The organism is Dyadobacter sp. CY323 (genome assembly GCF_021390245.1).
Lineage (GTDB): Bacteria > Bacteroidota > Bacteroidia > Cytophagales > Spirosomataceae > Dyadobacter.
In genome coordinates, this window is sequence record NZ_JAJUXH010000003.1 from 501,541 (window position 1) to 522,585 (window position 21,045).

The following is a 21,045-nucleotide window of genomic DNA, read 5'->3' on the forward strand; positions in this document are numbered from 1 at the left end:
TATAGGATTGTAAACGAGCAATATACACCTTTTAGCCTTTTTCAAAATAAAAAGTTTAACTTTTGGCGGGGAAAATACCCCTGGTGTAAACCAGTGCCATTTTATTAAAACATGCCGAAAAGACTCACCGCGGACGCTTATATCGATGGAATTCTGAACGGTGACCGGGTCATGCTGAGCCGGGCGATAACCGTTATCGAGAGCCGTCTGCGCGGTGATAAAAAGCTTGCCAGCGCCATTCTTCAGGGTATTTTGCCTAAAACGGGAAATGCGCTGCGAATCGGGATCACGGGGGTGCCTGGTGTTGGTAAAAGTACTTTTATCGAGGCATTCGGTCAGTATCTCACATCGTTAGGCAAACACATCGCGGTGCTCGCGATCGATCCTTCCAGCCGGATATCAGGAGGCAGTATTTTGGGGGACAAAACGCGAATGGAAAACCTGGCGCACGATTCACGTGCCTACATCAGACCATCATCCACCGGATTGTCTTTGGGAGGAGTTGCCCGAAATACACGAAATGTCATGTTGTTATGCGAGGCGGCAGGATATGAAGTAATCCTGGTCGAAACTGTGGGTGTGGGGCAATCGGAAACGCTCGTGAAAGGCATGACCGATTTCTTTCTCCTGCTTATGCTGGCCGGTGCGGGAGATGAACTTCAGGGGATCAAAAAAGGCATTATGGAAATGGTGGATGCGATTGCAATCAATAAGGCGGACGGTGTCAATGAGTTGCTTGCGAATCAAGCCGTATCCGACTATCAGAGCGCATTACATCTGATGTCACATTCTACCTCGGGTTTTACAGCCCGGGTTTTGTCTTGTTCTGCATTGGAGCGCCGCGGCATGGATACCATTTGGGAAACGATCGAAGAATATGTTAAGCTCACCAATAGTAACGGATTCTTTGTCAAAAACCGGCAGTCACAAAACATGGATCAGTTGCACAGTTCCATTCAGCAGGCATTGCAGGATCGCTTTTACGAAAACAACGCTGTAAAATCACGCCTTTTATCGTTGGAAAAAATGGTAAGCGAGGGAAATGAGCTTCCTGTTAACGCCGCAGAACATTTGATCGATTTGTATCTGAATAGCCAAACTTCATTAGACAAATCATAAATATTTCAGTAAAAAGCATTTTTGAACTAAGTTTGAGCGTTAAATGTAACGTGTACTAACAGAACAATTTTACTCAATACTATGAAAATCAACTTTGCCCTCACCAAACTCTCCTTTCTTGCATTTCTGATCATGGCCGTCGCGACTCAGGCCTGTAAAGATGATGACGAACCAGATCCAGGGACAGAGGATAAAAACCCAATTGTTGGTACCTGGCAATTGACTGCGTTCACTCCTGAAACAGCAGGTACGGTTATTCCTGCGCTCGATTTTATCAAAACCGTCGCGCCCTGCATATTGGACCTAAAATTGACATTTAATGCAAATAACACGGTAACAACTGCCGGTTGTCCGGCTGCGGTTACTGCAATAAGTCCTTTCGTTCCGGTAGGCACGGATGCAAAATGGAAAGTAAATGGCGACAAGCTTACATTATCGACAGCTACGGCCAGCCAGGAATTCAAGATTACGCAGACAGATGCAAACCTGACAGTGGTTGTGAATACGAATACCGACACCACAAAGCCACCAGTCAATGTCCTTTTGCAATTCAAAAGAGTTTAAGCGATATTATCATTAACAAACGAGCCCCGCTAATCTGGCGGGGCTCGTTTGTTTTATCCACTGGTGTGATCACATACGATCACCCATTTACCTTTGATCTTCTTCCATAATAAGGTGTAATGGCCTTCCAGGTCGCCTTTTTCAGGCCGCGTCAGGTGAAACTTGCCCACTACAAAAGCAACGCCCGGGCCAGGGAAGGAAAAGTTAATGTAAGTGAATTTCAGCTTCCCCATTGTGGCGCGGTCCGGATATCGTTTCAGATAGCCTTTATAAGTTGCATTATAGCCGTAAGTAACGCCTGTTTTTCCTACAAACATCAGCGAGTCGGATTCCCAGTAACCGTTCATGAACGACCTGATATTTCCAGTGTTCCAGTCGGTGACCTGGCGGTTCAGAATAGCCAGAACATCCTTTTTATCCTGCGCAGACTGTGCATGCCCCATTGCCGTTGAAGCCATCACGAATGCAATGAAAAGCCAGTTTCTCATATTTTTTTTGGATTTTTGTAAATGTAAAAAAACCATATGAGCAAAATTGATAATCTTTTTAAAAAGATGGACCGTCAGAAATATCCATTTATAGACGGCCTGTATTATCTGTTCATCATCGTTTTTCTTCTCATTTTGTTCTTATTATTTGCCTGACCTGGTGGATCCGTATCTATTTATTTTAAATCCCAAATCGGGCACTTCCATCGGGAAACGGATCGAAACGGTGGAAAAGACTATCCATGTTTTTGCCAAAAAATACCACAGTTCTGCAAAAATCCTTTTCACCGAGGAAAGATCACACGCTACGGAACTTGTTAAATCCAATCTTACTCAGGGAAACTGGAAGGCGATTGTGGCGGTCGGAGGCGATGGTACCGTCAACGAAATCGCACAGGCACTTGTAGGATCGGATACGCCAATCGGAATTTTGCCGCTGGGTTCAGGAAACGGGCTCGCGCGCCATCTGGGCATTCCGCTCACGTTGGAATCTTCCCTCGAAAAGCTGTTTGATGGAATCCCGATTACGATAGACAGCGCACAACTCAACGACATCCCGTTTTTCTGCACGGCCGGAATGGGCTTTGATGCCTATGTGGGTTATTTGTTTAGCCAGCAAAAGGAACGCGGGCTGGCAACTTATGTCAATGTTTCATTTAAATCATACTGGAGTTACGTGCCGCAAAAAATGCTCGTAAACGGAGAGCAGACTAATGCGTTTTCTCTTTCCTTCGCAAATGCCGGCCAATTTGGCAACAATGCCTGGATTGCACCACACGCCAATTTGCAGGATGGTTTTCTGGATGTTTGTACCATTAGTCCGTTTCCGAAATGGTACGGAACATCGCTGGCATATCAGTTGTTCACGAGACAAATGCGGCCATCACGTTTTATCGATTATAAAAGTGTAAAAGAGGTAATAGTAGAAACGGAAAATCCGCCGCTGATCCATTACGATGGCGAACCGTTTCAAATGGATACCACTCATATTAAAGTTAAAGTGAAGCCGCAAAGTTTGCGGGTAGTAGTCTGAAAACCTTGTTCAAAGAATCTGATACGCTTTTTTATGTCTAAAAAGAACCACTCAGGAATTGTTTATTCTACAAATCCGGATTTCGAGTTTGACAGCTCGGATGATGAGCCAGAAACATTGACTCCTTCTCAGCAAGATCTGAGAATTTGGCTGGACCGTAAAGGAGGCGGCAAGGTAATTACATTGGTAAAAGGCTTCACCGGCACTAACACCGACCTGGAAGCATTAGGCAAACAATTGAAATCACTTTGCGGTACCGGCGGAACAGTGAAGGATCGGGAAGTCCAGATTCAGGGAGATCACCGGGACAAAGTGATTGCCTGGCTGGTTTCAAAAAACTATAAAGCAAAAAAAGCCGGAGGTTAGTCCGGCTTAAAGTACTTTGGTTGTATCGATTTCGGTGGGTGCAGGTATCGGTGGCGGAGGTGGCGCCAGATTCGTTCCGCGGCCACTTTCCAATACTTCCACGTTCGTTACAAAGTATTTTGTGTCGCCATTCCAGGGTAATGCGAAGAACTTTTCTTCGTAGGTGAGCGAAACCCGGTGACCGCTTTTTATTGCTTCTTCGAGTTTGGCAATCGCATCTTTGTTTTTTCCACTCACCGAAAACACCCATTCGGACGAGTTCATGGTACCATCTCCCTCGTAAAGCCCTCCCATTCGCAACTCGCCCTCATAGGTTTTGAACAAATAACCTTTGTTGCTGAGCCGGGTGACAAAACCTCCGCGTTTTCCTTCGCTGTAATAGCCGAAGGTCAGGTAGTACAGTATTCCGAATACAATGGCCAGAAAAATGGCGAATATGACCCATTTACGCATAACAGTATTTTCAGGTTTGTGAAAGAAACGAACTTCGGAAAACCGTTTGATTTTTCCTACTATTTTGCCCGTATTGCGATAACCGGATCCATTCTGGCTGCCAGCATCGCCGGGATGATCCCCGAAAGTATGCCGATAATGCACGAAACCCCCAGACCTAACAATACATTTCCGGGTGTCAGCAGGATTTCAAGTGACCCTAATTGCATAAAGGACAAAAGGTATACCAGGAATATCCCCACCAGCCCGCCAACCAGGCTTAGCATAACCGCTTCAAACAAAAACTGGAAAAGAATGGAATAGTTTTTTGCTCCCAACGATTTTTGAATGCCGATGAGATTCGTGCGTTCCTTCACCGATACAAACATAATATTGGCGATCCCAAACCCACCGACGAGAATGGAAAAGCTGCCGATCACCCAGCCGGCCAGAGTGAGTACTGCAAACAAACCGGCAATGGCCTGGGCAGCAGCTTCGGGGCGGTTTAATGAGAAATTATTGCCGTCCCTTGGTTTAATGCCCCGTTTTGTGCGCATTAAACCCGTAATTTCTGCCTCAACTTCCTGCATTCCCTCATCGTCCGGCAATGCTTTCACCACGATATCAGCGCTCCTGCGACCGGATTGGAATAGTTTGGAAAAGGCTGAAAACGGAATAATACAGCTTTTGTCGGGGCTACCGCCGAAATTGACAAGGCTTTCCCCCTTTTTGACTTGCACGCCAACGATCGTAAACTTATTCCCCGCCAGCTTAAATTCCTTCCCGACAGGTTCCTGGCCCGGAAATAGTGATTCCGCAATGTCCGCACCTACTATCGCGACGTTCCTCGCATTGTTGGTTTCCAGCGGGATAAAGTACCTCCCGTACTGGATGGGGATATCGGATATCTGATTGTATTCGTAAGAAACACCCTGAACCTGTGCTTTAATGCTGTTTGAACCATTTTTCAGAGTCGTATTTCCTTTGAAATCCATGACCGCTACTGCGCTGGCATTCTCCATATTATCATAGAGAAATTTATATTCCGCATAGGTAGGTTCGGGCCACTGGAAATACTTCCACCATTGATACTCCCCTCCAAAACCCCACGGCCACTTCTGAACGTAGATCACTTTGTCCCCGATGAAGCTCAAACTCTCCTTAATACTGCGTTCGAGTGAATCTACAATGGTAAAAACGGCGACAATGGCGAAAATGCCGACTGTAACTCCCAGAAGAGATAAAATAGTACGGGTAATGTTGGATCTCAAAGCCTGCCAGGCAAACCGGAAACTCTCTAATACTTGGCGTAAAAACTTCATATGCTCCTCAGGATAAATGGAATCTAAAAGTTAGCAGTAATGTGTTTTGCTTTGAAATAAATTAGTATAAAAGGTAAGAAAAACAGCTCGATTTGATAAATTACAAAATATAAACAGATCACTCCTTATGTCGTTACGCTACCAGTATATCTTCTTTTTAAGCCTTTTAGCGGGTTTTTCTCATGCCCAAACGCCGGTGAAAGAATCAATCGGCTTCTACCAGTTTGAATCCGACGATCCGAATCAGAAACCGTTTTTCAGCGACCAGAAAGGTGTTATGGCCAAAAATGGGATTGTCGCTTCGGCACATCCGGCGGCGTCCCAGGTAGGTGTTGATATTCTGAAAATGGGTGGGAATGCGATTGATGCCGCGGTTGCCGTGCAGTTTGCATTGGCGGTTGTGCATCCTTCCGCCGGAAACATCGGCGGCGGCGGATTTCTTGTTTTAAGGGATAAAAACGGGAAAAGTCATAGCATCGATTTCAGGGAGAAAGGCCCCGGGAAAGCTTTTGCAGATATGTACCTCGACAAAGACGGAAACATTATGCCGAAGTCGAGCACGTTGGGAAGGTTGGCATCCGGAGTACCCGGCTCCGTGGACGGAATGGTTGAGGCACACAAAAAATTTGGTAGCCTGCCATGGAAACAACTTTTGCAGCCGGCGATCGACCTGGCAGAAAAAGGGGTAACGCTCACAGAACGAGAGGCACGCGGGCTCAATAATATAAAACAAGATCTCACCGCTCAGAATCCAGGCACAAAATACTTCCTGAACCCAACCGGTAAAGAATGGGCTACGGATGACCAGTTGGTCCAGAAAGATCTGGGAAAAGTGTTGCGCCGTATTCAGAAAAAAGGCCGGAATGGATTTTATGCCGGGAAAACGGCCCGAATACTTGTTAAAGACATCAATAAAAACGGGGAAGGAATTATCAGTAAAAAGGATCTTGCCGATTACCACGCACAATGGCGTGAAACGATTTCGGAAGATTACAAAGGGTACAAAGTCATTACCATGGCCCCGCCTTCGAGCGGAGGTATCGCATTGATCCAGTTGATGCGTCTGACGGAGCCATTTCCACTTCAAAAGTGGGGCTGGCATAGCGACTCTACCATTCAGGTGATGATCGAGGCCGAGCGCCGCGTATATGCCGACCGCGCCAAATTCCTGGGGGATCCTGATTTTGTGAAGGTGCCGAAAGAAACTTTGATGAGTAAGGATTACCTGAAAAACCGCTGGTCAGATTTCGATTGGAACAAAGCTACGGACAGCAAAAATATTCAGGGAGGCGTTTTCCCGGGTTATGAAAGTCTGGAAACCACTCACTTTTCGGTTGTGGACAAAGAAGGAAATGCGGTTTCGCTCACGACTACATTGAATGGCGGCTACGGGAGCCGGGTGGTGGTAAAAAAAGGCGGATTCTTTATGAACAATGAAATGGACGATTTCAGCGTGAAGGCGGGCGCACCCAATATGTATGGATTGATCGGAAACAAAGCAAATGCCGTGGCTCCCGGCAAACGGATGTTATCCTCGATGACGCCGACGATCATTGAGAAAAATGGAAAACTTTTGATGGTTGTGGGCACGCCCGGCGGATCGACCATCATTACGTCGGTTTACCAGACCATTCTCAATGTGCTGGAACATGGTATGACCATACAGCAATCGGTTAATGCATTGAAATTTCACCATCAATGGCTGCCGGATAAAACGACTTTTGAAACCAATGCATTTTCCGCGGGAGCTGTCAAAAAGTTGCAGGACAAAGGTTATATTCTTGAACAACAACGCAATACGATCGGCCGGATGGATTGCATACTGGTTCTGCCCGACGGCTCGCTGGAAGGTGGCTCCGATCCGCGGGGGGATGATACCAGCATTGGTTATTAATTAAAGATGCATTGATTCAGGATCGTGTGAGTTCCTGGATCAATTCTTTATGTTGGGGAAAAAGCATTTGTAGTTCCTCTCTTATCGCCATCTCAAAATCTTCAAAATCAAATCCGGGCGCTACTGTGCAGCCAACCAGCGAATAAGTACTTCCTGTCGCCGGCCGTGAACCAAACCACGCACCAGCAGGCACTACCGCCTGGAAAGTTTCTCCATGATCAGGATCTGCACCAAGTTTGATGACGCTCAATGCTCCATTTCCGGGATCGATCACAAAAATTTCCAGCGTATCTCCCGCATAGAAATGCCACATTTCGTCGGACTGGATTTTATGAAATGCTGAAAAATGCAGGTTTTCCATTAGGAAATAGATGCCGGTACTAAACGCTCTTTCTCCCACGAACCTGCCCGGAAGTGCATCTTTTTTAATCGTTTCCGCAGCCCGGTAGGTTTCTGCATAAAAACCTCCTTCCGGATGGGGTTGTAATTCATATTGATTGATCCAGTAAGATGCAGGCTTCATTTATAATCCGTTTGATAACTAGTAACGATTAATGTAAAAGGATTTTGGAAGATTCAAATACAGAAGTTACTTTTGATCAAAATTAATCATTACTAATCATAACTAATCACATGCAAAACCGGGTTAAAGTCGTCAATGAAGAAGTGTTATCCAATAATTGGTATACACTCCGCAAGTATACGTTCGATTATCAGCGTCAGGATGGCAGCTGGGAACGACAAAGCCGGGAGGCGTATGATCGCGGAAATGGTGCAACAATCCTTTTATATAGCACTGAAAAACAAACTGTTATACTAACCAGGCAATTCCGTCTCCCGACTTATACCAATGGAAATACGACCGGAATGCTGATTGAAGCTTGCGCGGGTTTGCTGGATAAAGACAATGCGGAAGATTGCATTAAACGGGAAACGGAAGAAGAAACGGGTTATCAGATCAAATCCGTCAAAAAGATTTTCGAAGCTTATATGTCACCTGGGTCAGTCACCGAAATACTGTATTTTTTCGTGGCCGAATATTCGGACGAAATGAAGATCGGCGATGGTGGTGGCTGCGAGACGGAGCAGGAAAATATTGAGGTAATGGAGATACCCTTTGACGAAGCTGTACAAATGATCGCAACCGGGGAGATAAAGGATGCCAAAACGATCATGCTCATCCAATATGCGCAGCTTCATGGATTGCTAACTCCAATCCTACAAACAACAATGTCACACTGATCTTGCGATTCGTGTGACATTGTTGTTATATCTGTTTAATTACGAAATCGGATCCGGCACCGGCGCAACTTCGGTATCAGCAGACGAAGTGCCTTTACTTCCTACAAACTTTTCGTACAGGTCTTTAAAAAATGCCTCTGCGTCAGGAAAACTGCTTTTTAGTGTGTCGGCACCTTTTGCTTTCAGTTCTTCGAAATATTCCGGGGCTTTATCGATGGCACCTTCGGCATCTGCTTTCAGATTATTCGCTTTTGATTTCAAATCTTCCAGAAGCTTCTCTCCTTCTTCGGTCTGAAGATATTTATGCGCGGCAACTCCGGCTGCGGCTCCAAGGATAAATGTGGCAAGGTGTTTCGAATTAATTCCCATGATTTCCAGTTGCTTATGTTTAAGTAAATTCCTTTGAACACTCCAACCTACTTCTGAAAAAATTGTGCCTGCACTAAACCTGACTCGTTGGCTAATTATTTAATTTCAAAAGCTGCCTGCATTCTGTAACTGATTTTGATCTTCTGATACTGAACGTCACTGTCCTGAACGGCATCTGCTGATTCCGCCTGTGCAAATGCGCGCACATTCGCTTTCGCAAACACAGGTTGCGGGAAATACAGATTCTCATCAAGTTCTTTTATTTCAAGCACTTTCCCAAGCTTTTGGTCCAACGAAGCGACAAGATATTCTGCTTTTACTTTCGCAGCTTTCAATGCGTCGATCTTCACCTGCTTTTTGAATTCTTCCTTTTTCGAATGATCTACCCGGGCTACATTCGCATACTGCACGCCTCTCGCCTCGATCTTGGAAAGAATGCCGTCAAGTTTATCGGGGCCGCTCACTTTAAGCTCGTATTGTTTGCTTTCCAGGAACGTGGCGGGCTTTTTCTTTTTATCATAATAATTCTGGTAGCCTCCCAGTCCGCTAACTGACAACGCGTCTTTTGCCAATCCCGCATCACTAATGGCTTTAAGCAACTGTTTTTCAAGCGTACTGATATTGACTTTGTTTTTCTGATTCTTTTCGTCCTCGAAATATTCTCTCAGCGAGATGGAGAAATAGATTTCGTCGGGTACAACTTCCATTTCTGCAAATCCGGCGACCTCGATATTCGGGGTGAGAAATGCCTGTTCTTTTACCTGAGAAAATGCGGGTACAGTTGCGAAAATGGCTAAAACAGAAGCGAACAAATGAGTGATTTTCATGACTTAATAAAAATTAAATGAATGTAATAATACTGCTGAGATCAATTCGACAATCGTTTCAACGAAAAATTAGATTGAGAAATTTATCAATGGTTTAATAACCGATAGAACCGCCCCAGCATCATATAGATGCATTCTGCTTTAAAATTCCATAAAAAAAAGCGAAAGATTTTGCTAAGTAGTTGCTAATCTTTCGCTTTGGTATTTCCAGACAGTTCAGTATCAGGTGAAGTTCTGATAAATAGAATCCATGATCCGCACAAAATGCTGGTAGTCCGAATCGCTCAGGCTGCCCCAGCCTTTTCTTCGGATATCCGCAACGATCGGAAAAGCCTGATTGTAGGTTGATTCCCCGATTTGGGTAAGAAAAAGATTGAATTTTCGACGGTCCCCAGCTGCTGCCGCCCGTTTCACCAGGCCTTTTTTTTCAAGCAGATCAATAATGCGGGTTACCGTTGGCGGATCTTTGAACGTCATTTCGGCAAGTTCATTCTGACTGATTCCCTGTTTCCTGAAAATGTGATCGATCAGCACCCATTGGTCAACGGTAAGATCAAAACCTGCTTCCGTCAATTGTTTTTGCAAAGCGTTACGAATCTTTTTTATAGTCGTGTCTATCTTAAAAAAATAGGCACGATGGTCGGAATGATGTGTCATGTGGAGTACGTTTGAAAAGTGAGCGGTCAATTCGGTATTCCAATATAAGGCTGTCCAACTATTCGTCTACTAACAATTGGGACAAACTTATTCGCATTAATTCACACGACGTGGTGGGATTTTCAGTACCCGGCCTCAACAGTAGATGCGCCTAATGTGGCCTTTTCAGCGTATGAGCGCACCGGTTATCTCCATTATTACTGCGACCTACAACAGAAGTAATATCTTGGTTTTTTCAATCCAATCGGTATTGCGTCAGACTTTTTCAAACTGGGAGCTGATCGTGATCGGGGATCATTGCACCGATGATACCGTAAGTGTCGTTGAGGATTTTGGTGACCCGAGAATCACTTTTATCAATCTTGAAAAAAATTTTGGCGAGCAATCAGGACCTAATAATGTGGGATTGAAACAGGCGAAAGGAACGTATATCGCTTTCCTAAATCACGACGATCTCTGGTTTCCGGATCACCTGGAAACAGCTCTTGAAACGCTGAAAACAAGTCGGGCCGATCTCGTTCTCGCTGCCGGATTTATCGACCATCAGCATGAAACCCATTTGTCGTCCCTGAGCGGAGTAGTATCCGAAAAGCATGGTTATCATCCGTCACGTGTTTTTGTTCCAGCTTCTAACTGGTTGTTCCGCAGAGAATTAATCGACGAAATTGGCCTTTGGCGAAAAGCCTCGGACTTGTACCTTGTTCCGTCACACGATTGGTTGAGGCGTGTTTACGATGCAGGTAAATCCATTGTACCGACCAGGCAGTTTACTGTGATCGCAGTCCCGTCGAGTTCACGAAACAATGCATATAAAACACGGCAGTCCGATGAAAATCACTACTATGCCGATCAGCTTGCTAAAAATCCGAATTTCCGTGAGCAAATGCTGACAAAAAGCCTTTACAGTTGTTTTGAACATCTGTATTATGATGAGAACACCTACTACTGGCGCTTTTTTACAAAAAAACTCAAAACCATATTTATAAAACTCGGCTTGAATACCATCGAATTTCACTTTATGCGGAAGTTCGGAAAGGGTGGCGTTTTACGAAGTTATCGTAAAAAAAGAGGTTTAGAAATCAGTTAGTTCCTTTACAAATCACTCGTTATGTTAGAAACTCAAAAATGGACTGTCGCCAACTCCATTAAAGACTCAAAAAGTATTACGGCTCAATGGAGCCTGACCAATTTCGCACTGATTGATGGTGTATCGGTTAAAGAAGTGAAGAATGTGCTTAAAAATAACGGACATCTTACCGAGATATATCGTCAGGATTGGGAGTTAGACGATCTGCCGGTTGGGCAAATTTTTCAGGTTTCGCTCAACCCGAATGGGATTTCTGCCTGGCACGCGCATGAGATCACGACCGATCGGATTTTTGTAAATACAGGATCCATTAAGGTGGTACTCTACGATGCGCGAGAAGATTCTTCGACCTATGGAATGGTCAACGAGTTCAGGTGCGGTGCATTAAGACCGATGCTGATCATTGTCCCTCCGAAAGTTTGGCACGGCGTTCAGAATTATACGAGCGAACCGGCTGCATTACTTAATATTGTAGACAAAGCATATCAATACGACGATCCGGACCATTGGAGAATACCTCTGGATTCGCCGGAAATTCCGTACAAGTTTTCTTGATTTAAATTGAATAGCTAACAAATTGGCCGACGAGGGTTCAGATCGTTTTGAAAATTCCGTTTTTAAAAGCATCCGATGGAATTTGATTCTGTCTTTTGCGGGGCAACTTGCAAACATCGGTATCACATTGATTCTGAGCCGCCTGCTAAATCCTGACGATTTTGGAATGCTGGCAGCGGCACTTGCATTAGTAGTACTGATTGAAGTGTTCGGGTCGCTGAGTAGTGCTTCTGCGCTCACTCAGCGACAAAATCCTTCCGACCAATTTTATTCCGCCGTCTTGGTTGTCACGGGGTGTTCAGCTTTACTAATGATGCTGATCATCTGGTGTTTATCTCCCTACCTCGCGAATTTTTATCAGAGGCCAGATCTTGCAAAAGTTTTTTTTCTATTAAGCCTGTCCATTCCCTTTCAATTTCTGGAAACATTTCCATTATCCGAGTTGCAGCGGCGTTTGGCATTTGATAAAATTGCTTTCACTTCCTTTTTTGGCATTGTCCTCGCTGGCGGAATATCACTTTACATGGCTGCCGAAGGTTATGGCTGGATGGCGCTGGTGGTTCGGCTATTTTTGTTACAGGCAATCCGGACAGTCTGGTTCTGCATGATTGCGTGGCCAAAGTTCGCGTTTAAGCCCCGTTTGCAGGAAATGAGAGACTTGCTGCATTTTGGGGTACCGCAGTCATTAGCTCAATTCATGCTTGTATTCGGCAGACGGATTGATGATATTTTGATTGGCAAATGGATGGGTACCAGCGTACTAGGCATTTATAGTCTCGCATATAGCCTGTATATGTGGCCCGTTTCGAACATTAAAGGCAGAATTTCTCAGGTTATTTTCGCAGCCATGTCCAAGGTTCAAACGGACGCTGCGGCAATGGGATCGTACTACCTGAAAACCGTTTCACTCACAACACTCATAGGTTTTCCGGTAATCATCGGTTTTGCCTCCGTTTGTGATTTGGCGGTTCCCGTGATTATGGGTGAAAAATGGATATCGGCAGTTCCGGTTCTGCGCATTTTGGGAATTGCATCTTTATTTGAAATCTGCGTGTTTCCGGGAGCCATTTACCAGGCAACCGCGCGCACGCGCACCTACCTGAAAATGACCCTTATCACACGCATCGTCGCTGTCGCTGGGATTCTAGTCGGGCTGAACTTTGGCCTGCAAGGCGTTTCATTCAGCATTGTTGCCAGTAGCTTTGCCAGTTTTTTTATCTACAACTACTTCATTAACAAACTCATACCCGTGACCAATCTGGATGTGTTCAAAGTTATGGGCAAAAGCAGCATATCCAGTATGGTTATGCTGGCTGCCATTCTAGCATTCCGGCTTTTATCGGGCAATCATTTTTCAGCCGTTTCCGAACTGACCGTTTCATTACTAGTCGGCATTACAACCTACGGGATATTGATCTTAAAATTTCATCCCGAAGTATTGGGCAAGAACCGGTTCAGCACTATGCTGAATTCCGGGCCGCATTGATAATACCAAACATCGCTCTCATAATCAACTGATTATACGTCTCCACATCGACTGGCAGCGTTGCCGGATCGGACGCCAGCATTTGCAATGCATACTGTTGAATGGTAATCAAAGGCAATACAATCCGTTCACGGGTTTTAATGGAAACTTTGGTGACGTTATTGCTGTCAAGCAACTCTTTTTGTCCCGATACTTCGAGCAACAAATCACGCGTCAGTACAAACTCATTGTACATTTTGTCCCAAAACTCTGTATAATCTTCCTCCTCGCGAAGGTATTTTGTCGCGGGGAAAAATGCTTTCGACAGCGATTGCATCGAGTTTTCGATGAGGGTACGGAAGAAAAGCGATCGTTTATATAAATGTTGGATCGTCTCCATTTTACCATTGTCAGCCAGCTGCTGAATGGCAGAACCGAAACCGTAAAACCCTGGCACATTCTGTTTCATTTGTGCCCACGAGCCTACAAATGGAATAGCCCGCAAATCTTCGAATTTCAAACCTTCATCGTCGTTACCCCGTTTAGTCGGCCGACTTCCGATATTCGTTTGTCCGTAAAAACGCAATGGTGTTTTCTTATCCAGATATTTCACAAACATCGGGTGGTTTTTGAGGTCGAGATAGGCATTATATGCACTTTCCGCCATTTCCTCAATCAGCACCTTATCGTCCGGACTGAGCTCATCTTCAACCCGGTTTCCACGGAATAAGTGGTTTTCCAAACCGGCTGTAAACAACCTTTCCAGGTTATACATTGCAGTCGTCACCGTTCCGTAATTCGAACTGATTGTCTGCCCCTGAACCGTTAACTGAATCTCTTTGTCTTCGATATCGGTTCCTAACGAAGAATAGAAATTATGGTTATTTCCACCCCCACGCGCCGGCGGACCTCCCCGTCCGTCGAAGAAAGTGACCTTTATTCCAAATTCTCTCGAAACTTTCGTCAATTCCTCTTTTGCCCGGTAAATAGACCAGTTTGCCCGAAGGTAGCCGCCATCTTTCGTACCATCCGAAAACCCAACCATAATGGTCTGATGGTTTTCCCGATTCTGCAAATGCGAATGGTAATACTCATTTTCGTACAAGCTGCGCATAATTTCCGGCGCATTTGCAAGGTCATCCACGGTCTCAAATAGCGGGACAACATCCAATGCAAGTTTCCCGTCTTCGTCGGCGATCAGGTTCTTGGCAAGTGCCACTACCTGCATTACATTCAATGCAGACGTATTATTGCTGATCACATACCGGTGCGCGCCTTTTTCGCCATTATTAGCCTGGATGGTTTTAATGGCGCGGATCGATCCCAGAATGTCTTTGGTCAGTTCATCTTCATAATCTTCGTCGCGTAATGGAATATTCAGCGAAAGCAGCAGCTCGATTTTCTTAGCCTCGTCCCAGCTTTCATAATCACTGTATTTGAGCAACGGAACCTTCTTTTCCAGACGTCTCAATATATCTTCCCAGGCTTTAGCATGTTTCCGGCTATCCTGGCGCACATCCAGACTGGCGAAAAAGAATCCGAAGAGGTTAAGTTTCAGGATAAAATTATCAAGCAGCTCCACAAAAAGTCCCTGATGTTTGGTTACCAGCACTTCTCGGGCTTTCAATAATTCATCAATCAACTCTCCTGCATTGGCATAACCTTCTTCGAAAGGTCCGAAGATGGTGCTGTTCATTTTTTTCTCTGCGAGCGAAATCGCCTCGTCTACGCCTTTGAATGTCAACCTGCGTTTCAACTGACGCAGATCGCGGTAATATCCTCTCAAAAGCGTTTCCCGCAATCTCGCAGCAACCTGCAGGGTCGTTTCCGGATTTACGAAAGGATTTCCGTCACGGTCACCTCCCGGCCAGAAACCAAGTCTGAAAACATTTGGATATGGCCAGTCATGAACGCTCATTCCCAAGCCGTTTATCAACTTTTCAAGAATGGCCGGAATGGCATCGTAATATACATTTTCGAGAAACCAGCAGAGGCTGACAGCTTCATCGAAAGGCGTTGGTTTTTCGTGATTAATGAATGCAGTTTTACCGAGTTGCAGCAATAGCTGGTTTACTTCGGTAAAATCATTGATCTTGATCGCATCTTCCAGGTCATTGATAATCCCTAAAACCTTACCTGAATAAAACTGTGTCGGGTGAGCGGTGAGCACGATCCGGACGCTGTAATCTTCCAGTTTAGTCAAAAGCTTTTTCTTCAGATCATCATTATCCAGCCTGTCTGTTAAATAAGTCACCGAGCCCTTTCCTGTAAGCTCATGCGTTTGATCAAATGCGGCATCTTCTACCGAATCGAACAAAACTACCTGTCTTTCAATATATTGGATAAAAGCAAAAAGGAGATCCGCCCGTTCCTTGGGAGTAGCGGTTTCCAGGAGTTCAGTAAAAAAATGCTCGATGATCTCCTTCGGCGACTTTCCTTCCTGAAATCCGGTCTCACTTTGTTGTGTAAGAATAGGTAATAACGAGCCAGTCTGAAAAATCCCCCGGTATGGCAAACTCAGGAAAAGACTGTTGAATATATTGTACTTCGTTACAACTGCGTCCTGGAAACTGTTATTCATATACAACTGACGAAATTATATTTTGAGATATGCAAGGCTGACAAATATAGCCCTAAAAAATGGCTTTCAGGCTTTGGGATGTGCCTGCTGGTGTGTTTTTTTAAGCTTTTCGATGGAGTTATGCGTGTATATCTGAGTCGCTGCAAGGTTTGCGTGACCCAGTAATTCTTTAATCGCATTGAGGTCCGCGCCGCGGTTTAGCAAATGCGTGGCGTAAGTATGGCGGAGCACGTGCGGGCTTTTTTGGGAAAGCGTTGTAACCGCAGTGAGATATTTTTTTACAATGCGCTGAATGAAAACCGGATAAGCTGCTTTACCCGAATCCGTAATAATAAGACAATCCGTATCTTCTTCCGGCGAGCGCAATTGCAGGTATTTTTTTAGAAGAAGTACCAAAGACGTAGAAATGGGTACAATGCGTTCTTTGGACCGTTTTCCAAAAACGCGGATCGTCCGGCCAGACAGATCAATATTTTTGAGTTCAAGGTCGATTAATTCGGCTAAACGGATTCCGGTGCCATACAGTAATTCCAGAATGAGCCTGTCGCGGACACCCGGAAAGTCCTCGGTGAACATTTCTTCCCCAAAAAGCATTTCCATGGATTTTTCTTCCACAAATGCCGGAAGCTTTTTCCGGGTTTTTAATGCAGACAGAATCTTGGTCGGATCTTTATCGATCTGTTTTTTTCTTCTCAAAAACCCATAAAATGCACGGAGCGTTGCGATTTTTCGATTGATCGAAGAGGGGTTCAATCCTTCTTCCATCAGACTCACGATCCAGGATCGCAGCATGGGAGACTGCGCCGTTTCAGGGTTACTCAGTTCATACTGAACCAGAAGATATTTTTGAAACTGGTCAAGATCGGTCTCATAAGACTTGACCGTATGGACGCTGGCGCGCTTTTCAAATTTCAAAAATTCCAGAAATGTGGTTATCATCATTCTAACATACAAAAAAGAGCCGTCTAACACAAGACAGCTCTTTTTTGCAAAATTGCGGATACGATGATCCTATATTTTTCTTTCAGAAAACAATTCGAGAGAACTAGTCTTCTAAATGACCGTACGTTTTTTCCTTGTAAACTGCACGCAAAACTTCGAAACGACGTCTTACAGATGGTTTTTCAAAAGCTGTACGCGCACGTAGCTGGCGCATTGTACCAGTTCTTTCAAATTTTTTCTTGTAACGTTTTAAAGCGCGGTCGATCGATTCGTTGTCTTTGATGTTAATAATAAGCATGCTTGATAGTTATAATGTTCTTTGAACTGATTTCTGAAAAATAGGACTGCAAAGAAAAGATATATCTGACAGAAAATCAAGAAATAAGTCTTCAAATTTAGGTTATTTTTGCAATCATTGCGATGACAAGAACGCCATAGACCGATTTAAATGCTTATATGAGTACGCGACTGGGGATAATTGATCTGGGAACAAATACCTTTCATCTGTTGATCGTTGAAAAACAGGGCAGTGACTTCACCACATTATTTCACGAAAGCAGGCCGGCGCGAATCGGGTTGGGCGGGATCAATAAGAAACTTATTACGGCGGAAGCGACCGAACGGGCAATTGATGTATTGCTATTCTTTCGTGAAAAACTGAACTCTTACGAAATTTCATCAGACAACACCTTTGCATTTGGGACCAGTGCAATCCGGAATGCTGACAATCAGGCTGCATTCTGCGAAGAAGTTTTGACCAAAACCGGTATTCAGATCAATGTGATTGACGGCAATCGCGAAGCTGAGTACATTTATTACGGCGTTCGCAGAGCTGCCGATCTGGGAGATTCGAATTCACTGATCATGGATATCGGCGGCGGGAGTGTTGAGTTTATCATTGGAAACAAATCACAGATTTTCTGGAAGCAAAGTTTTGAAATCGGCGGCCAGCGGCTGATGGAAAAATTCATGCGTAAAGATCCGCTATCCCAGGCCGATCGAAAAAATCTATATAACTATTTCGAGGAAAACCTGATTCCGCTCTGGAATGCAGTTCATCAGTACGCTCCAGTAAAACTTGTCGGTTCATCAGGCACATTTGACACATTGGTAGACATTGATTTTCACCACAGAACAAAGAGCTGGCCTTCCAAAAACCAGACTGATTTCGATCTTCCGATCGATGAATTTTACCGGACTTATGCACTTGTTCTTTCCGCAAACCACGATGAGCGAATGCGTATTCCCGGAATGATCGAGTTGCGCGTAGATATGATCGTTGTCGCGGTTTGCCTTATCGATTACGTACTCAAAAGTTTTGGGATCAAACAGATACAGGTTTCCAGCTATGCTTTGAAAGAGGGCGTACTGGCACAATTACTAGCCCGATAATTCGCTTTTCTTATTAAATTACTTCGTTATTCTCTATTCAGTTTCATCCATTACATTCTTAACATCCAAAAAAGGTTTATGAGATTATTCCGCTACCTCCTTCTAACGGGATTGGCCATGATGTGCATGAATAATGCGCAAGCACAAAAGAAAAAAAAGAAAGAAAAACAGGAAGATGTAAAGATTGACAAGGCAGTTGACGCGATGGCTACTGCTGTAAAAGACAAGCTGAAAGACGACAGAAAGAAAGGCCCCAAAGCCTTCAAAGATCTGATTGATACTAGCGCCGTTAGTCAGAAAGGTATGATTTCCGTCCATAAAATGGATGATAAATGGTATTTCGAGATTCCCGATTCGTTACTTGGCCTGGATATCATGGCCGTAACACGTTACTCCAAAACGGCGGCTGGCGGAGGGATTTTTGGTGGTGAAGAGGTAAACAGGCAAATGATCCGCTGGGAAAAGGGAATGGACGATAACCTTTTGCTGCGATCTGTAACCGTACTTGTCACCAGCCCGGATAGTACCAAACCGATTTTCCAGGCAGTAAAAAATTCCAGTTCCGATCCCATTATCGGTGTTTTTGACATTAAGGCTATCAAAAAAGCACCGGAAGCAAAAACATCTGTAATTGATGTTACCGATTTCTTTAATGCAGACAATCAGGTATTCTCGTTAAGTTCTGTGAGCAAGCAGCTGCTTAAATTGACTTCATTCAAAAAGGAAGCTTCTTACATTGAAAAGATCAAAAGTTATCCGATCAATACGGAAATAAGGACGGTAAAAACGTTCAGCGTTACCCCGCAGATGCTCACGACAACGCCGGTGCCGACAATTGGACAGTATCTTCCGTCCGGGCTGGATGCCGGAGTGGTAACTCTGGAAATGAATACATCGCTGATCTTGCTTCCAAAAAGCCCCATGCGGAAACGCATTTTCGACAGCCGGGTCGGCTATTTTGCAAATCAATATGCGATATTCAGTGAGGAGTCGCAGCGTTCCGACAATGAAGTGTTTGCGGTTAGATGGCGACTTGAACCCAAGCATGCAGAAGATGCAAAACGTCAGAAAAACGGTGAATTAATTGAGCCGAAAAAACCGATTATCTACTATATCGACCCGGCAACTCCCGAAAAATGGCGTAAATATCTGAAAGCAGGGGTAGACGACTGGCAGGTTGCATTTGAAAAAGCAGGCTGGAAAAACGCGATCCGCGGCGAATATTGGCCCGAAAAAGACACAACGATGAGCCTGGAAGATGCCCGGTACTCGGTAATACGCTATTTCGCGGCAGACATTCAAAATGCATATGGGCCAAATGTGCACGATCCTAGAAGCGGCGAAATTCTGGAAAGTCATATTGGCTGGTATCATAATGTAATGCGCTTGTTACGTAACTGGTACATTATTCAGGCGGCAGCGGTAGACCCGAATGCTCGTAAAAAGAAGTTTGACGACGAGTTAATGGGCCAGCTGGTGCGTTTTGTATCGTCACATGAAATCGGCCACACGCTGGGTTTGCGTCATAATATGGGAGCAAGTTCGGCAACCCCCGTTGAAAAATTGCGGGATAAAGCCTGGGTCGAGGAACATGGACATACCTCGTCGATCATGGATTACGCACGGTTTAATTATGTGGCCCAGCCCGAAGACGGCGTTACCAATCTGTTCCCAAAAATTGGGGATTATGACAAATGGGCCATTCAGTGGGGATACAGCAATTTCCCCGACGCCAAAGATGTAGCGGGTGAAAAATCATTACTGAATGCATTGACGAAAGAGGCTTACAAGGATAATCGTCTGCATTTTGGAACGGAGATCAGTCCGTATGATCCGCGTTACCAAACCGAGGATTTGAGCGATAATGCCATGAAAGCTTCTGAATATGGTATTAAAAACCTGAAAAGAATTCTTCCTAATCTGATTGAATGGAGTAAGGAAGATGGCGAAAGTTATAAGGAGCTGGATGAGATTTACGGGAATGTAGTAAGTCAGTACCGCCGTTACCTGGGTCATGTGATCAAGAATGTGGGTGGGATATACGATACGCCCACAACGTATGATATGGATGGCCCAACCTTTTCATCCGTGCCAAAAGCTACTCAGAAAGAAGCGGTTGCATTCCTCAACAACCAGCTTTTCAAAACACCTTCCTGGTTATTGGACCAGAATATCTTAAATAAAATTAAACCGGAAACCGGTGTAGAAGCGGTGAAAGCATTGCAGGAATATGCGATAACTGCGCTTTTTGCCGGCGACCGGGCCGTGAGGTTAATGGAAACCGGAACTTCTGCCCAAAATTTCACATTGGACGACCTTTTCACGGACCTCGAAAGTGGGATATGGTCAGAAGCCAGAACCGGAAAAGCTACTGATCTGTACCGGAGAAATTTGCAAAAGGTCTATGCCGAAAAATTGATCGATATGTTGAAGCCGGGCAAAGCCAATGTGCAATCGATTCCAGTGGGAATTACATATGGTTACTCCACACGTGTTGTTGAATTGGAGAAAACGGATCTGCCTTCGATTGCCAGGGCGCATTTGGAGAGTTTGAAAACGACCTTGCAATCGGCGATCGCAAAAAATCCGGATAAGCTGACAAAATATCATTTGCAGGATGTTTTACAGAGAATCAAAATCGCGTTAGATCCAAAATAATTAAGATTTAAAATGCCAGGCTTCGGTCTGGCATTTGTCTTTTAAATGCAAA

General features: G+C 44.6%; 21 protein-coding genes. 11 read left to right on the forward strand and 10 right to left on the reverse strand.

Features of this window, described 5'->3' with window-relative positions:
• Window positions 1-111: 111 nt before the first annotated feature.
• Both meaB and LZG72_RS08350 read left to right on the forward strand, forming a co-directional pair.
• Window positions 112-1,119 carry a methylmalonyl Co-A mutase-associated GTPase MeaB gene (meaB, locus tag LZG72_RS08345; RefSeq protein WP_233870119.1) on the forward strand — a complete coding sequence of 336 codons (1,008 nt, stop codon included), beginning with the start codon at window positions 112-114 and terminating at the stop codon, window positions 1,117-1,119.
• 81 nt (window positions 1,120-1,200) lie between these two features.
• Window positions 1,201-1,683 carry a lipocalin family protein gene (locus tag LZG72_RS08350; protein WP_233870122.1) on the forward strand — a complete coding sequence of 161 codons (483 nt, stop codon included), beginning with the start codon at window positions 1,201-1,203 and terminating at the stop codon, window positions 1,681-1,683.
• Window positions 1,684-1,736: 53 nt separating this feature from the next.
• Here LZG72_RS08350 and LZG72_RS08355 read toward each other — a convergent pair whose 3' ends face one another.
• Entirely contained in the window at window positions 1,737-2,171 is a 435-nt protein-coding gene (locus LZG72_RS08355) for a DUF4440 domain-containing protein (RefSeq protein WP_233870125.1), read from the reverse strand.
• A gap of 160 nt (window positions 2,172-2,331) precedes the next feature.
• On the opposite strand from LZG72_RS08355, the gene LZG72_RS08360 reads away from it, so the two are divergent.
• On the forward strand, window positions 2,332-3,204 hold the full coding sequence (locus LZG72_RS08360; RefSeq protein WP_233870129.1) for a diacylglycerol kinase family protein: 873 nt from the start codon (window positions 2,332-2,334) through the stop codon (window positions 3,202-3,204).
• A gap of 33 nt (window positions 3,205-3,237) precedes the next feature.
• The gene (locus tag LZG72_RS08365; RefSeq protein WP_233870131.1) at window positions 3,238-3,570 is read left to right on the forward strand and encodes a translation initiation factor; all 333 of its coding nucleotides are present in this window, start codon (window positions 3,238-3,240) and stop codon (window positions 3,568-3,570) included.
• Between the two features lie 6 nt (window positions 3,571-3,576).
• Here the strand turns inward: LZG72_RS08365 and LZG72_RS08370 are convergent, their stop codons facing one another.
• Window positions 3,577-4,023: a hypothetical protein gene (locus tag LZG72_RS08370; protein ID WP_233870134.1), complete on the reverse strand. Its 447-nt coding sequence runs from the start codon at window positions 4,021-4,023 to the stop codon at window positions 3,577-3,579.
• 59 nt (window positions 4,024-4,082) lie between these two features.
• Entirely contained in the window at window positions 4,083-5,324 is a 1,242-nt protein-coding gene (locus tag LZG72_RS08375; RefSeq protein WP_233870137.1) for an ABC transporter permease, read from the reverse strand.
• Between the two features lie 127 nt (window positions 5,325-5,451).
• Here LZG72_RS08375 and ggt point away from each other — a divergent pair, with 127 nt between their 5' ends.
• Entirely contained in the window at window positions 5,452-7,218 is a 1,767-nt protein-coding gene (ggt, locus tag LZG72_RS08380; protein WP_233870140.1) for a gamma-glutamyltransferase, read from the forward strand.
• Window positions 7,219-7,234: 16 nt separating this feature from the next.
• Here ggt and LZG72_RS08385 read toward each other — a convergent pair whose 3' ends face one another.
• A complete protein-coding gene (locus tag LZG72_RS08385) occupies window positions 7,235-7,741 on the reverse strand; it encodes a cupin domain-containing protein (protein WP_233870143.1) in 507 nt (168 codons plus the stop codon).
• Window positions 7,742-7,851: 110 nt separating this feature from the next.
• Here LZG72_RS08385 and nudK point away from each other — a divergent pair, with 110 nt between their 5' ends.
• Window positions 7,852-8,460, forward strand: a complete 609-nt coding sequence (nudK, locus tag LZG72_RS08390; protein WP_233870146.1) for a GDP-mannose pyrophosphatase NudK — start codon at window positions 7,852-7,854, stop codon at window positions 8,458-8,460.
• A gap of 39 nt (window positions 8,461-8,499) precedes the next feature.
• On the opposite strand, the gene LZG72_RS08395 is transcribed toward nudK, so the two are convergent.
• From LZG72_RS08395 to LZG72_RS08405, 3 genes are all read right to left on the reverse strand, one after another.
• Window positions 8,500-8,829 (reverse strand): YtxH domain-containing protein, encoded by a 330-nt coding sequence (locus tag LZG72_RS08395; protein ID WP_233870149.1) that lies wholly within the window; start codon window positions 8,827-8,829, stop codon window positions 8,500-8,502.
• A gap of 95 nt (window positions 8,830-8,924) precedes the next feature.
• The gene (locus LZG72_RS08400) at window positions 8,925-9,656 is read right to left on the reverse strand and encodes an SIMPL domain-containing protein (protein ID WP_233870152.1); all 732 of its coding nucleotides are present in this window, start codon (window positions 9,654-9,656) and stop codon (window positions 8,925-8,927) included.
• A 222-nt stretch (window positions 9,657-9,878) separates the two neighbouring features.
• Window positions 9,879-10,313, reverse strand: a complete 435-nt coding sequence (locus tag LZG72_RS08405; RefSeq protein ID WP_233870155.1) for a MarR family winged helix-turn-helix transcriptional regulator — start codon at window positions 10,311-10,313, stop codon at window positions 9,879-9,881.
• 154 nt (window positions 10,314-10,467) lie between these two features.
• Here LZG72_RS08405 and LZG72_RS08410 point away from each other — a divergent pair, with 154 nt between their 5' ends.
• The 3 genes from LZG72_RS08410 to LZG72_RS08420 are packed head-to-tail and all read left to right on the forward strand — an operon-like array spanning window position 10,468 to window position 13,441.
• The gene (locus LZG72_RS08410; RefSeq protein ID WP_233870158.1) at window positions 10,468-11,400 is read left to right on the forward strand and encodes a glycosyltransferase family 2 protein; all 933 of its coding nucleotides are present in this window, start codon (window positions 10,468-10,470) and stop codon (window positions 11,398-11,400) included.
• A gap of 21 nt (window positions 11,401-11,421) precedes the next feature.
• Complete coding sequence (locus LZG72_RS08415) at window positions 11,422-11,955, forward strand: dTDP-4-dehydrorhamnose 3,5-epimerase family protein (RefSeq protein WP_233870161.1); 534 nt, start codon at window positions 11,422-11,424, stop codon at window positions 11,953-11,955.
• A 22-nt stretch (window positions 11,956-11,977) separates the two neighbouring features.
• Window positions 11,978-13,441, forward strand: a complete 1,464-nt coding sequence (locus LZG72_RS08420; RefSeq protein WP_255700970.1) for a lipopolysaccharide biosynthesis protein — start codon at window positions 11,978-11,980, stop codon at window positions 13,439-13,441.
• Here LZG72_RS08420 and LZG72_RS08425 read toward each other — a convergent pair.
• The 3 genes from LZG72_RS08425 to rpsU all read right to left on the reverse strand — a co-directional run bounded on the left by LZG72_RS08425 (window position 13,416) and on the right by rpsU (window position 17,241).
• Window positions 13,416-16,001 carry a phosphoenolpyruvate carboxylase gene (locus LZG72_RS08425; RefSeq protein ID WP_233870166.1) on the reverse strand — a complete coding sequence of 862 codons (2,586 nt, stop codon included), beginning with the start codon at window positions 15,999-16,001 and terminating at the stop codon, window positions 13,416-13,418. The two genes, LZG72_RS08420 and LZG72_RS08425, sit on opposite strands and share 26 nt — an antisense overlap.
• A 66-nt stretch (window positions 16,002-16,067) precedes the next feature.
• Window positions 16,068-16,940 (reverse strand): tyrosine-type recombinase/integrase, encoded by an 873-nt coding sequence (locus tag LZG72_RS08430; RefSeq protein WP_233870484.1) that lies wholly within the window; start codon window positions 16,938-16,940, stop codon window positions 16,068-16,070.
• A gap of 106 nt (window positions 16,941-17,046) precedes the next feature.
• Window positions 17,047-17,241, reverse strand: coding sequence for a 30S ribosomal protein S21 (gene rpsU / locus LZG72_RS08435; protein WP_026629542.1), 195 nt, complete (start codon window positions 17,239-17,241; stop codon window positions 17,047-17,049).
• A 158-nt stretch (window positions 17,242-17,399) separates the two neighbouring features.
• On the opposite strand from rpsU, the gene LZG72_RS08440 reads away from it, so the two are divergent.
• The gene (locus tag LZG72_RS08440) at window positions 17,400-18,335 is read left to right on the forward strand and encodes a phosphatase (RefSeq protein WP_233870169.1); all 936 of its coding nucleotides are present in this window, start codon (window positions 17,400-17,402) and stop codon (window positions 18,333-18,335) included.
• A gap of 78 nt (window positions 18,336-18,413) precedes the next feature.
• Window positions 18,414-20,993 (forward strand): zinc-dependent metalloprotease, encoded by a 2,580-nt coding sequence (locus tag LZG72_RS08445; RefSeq protein ID WP_233870172.1) that lies wholly within the window; start codon window positions 18,414-18,416, stop codon window positions 20,991-20,993.
• Window positions 20,994-21,045: the final 52 nt, after the last annotated feature.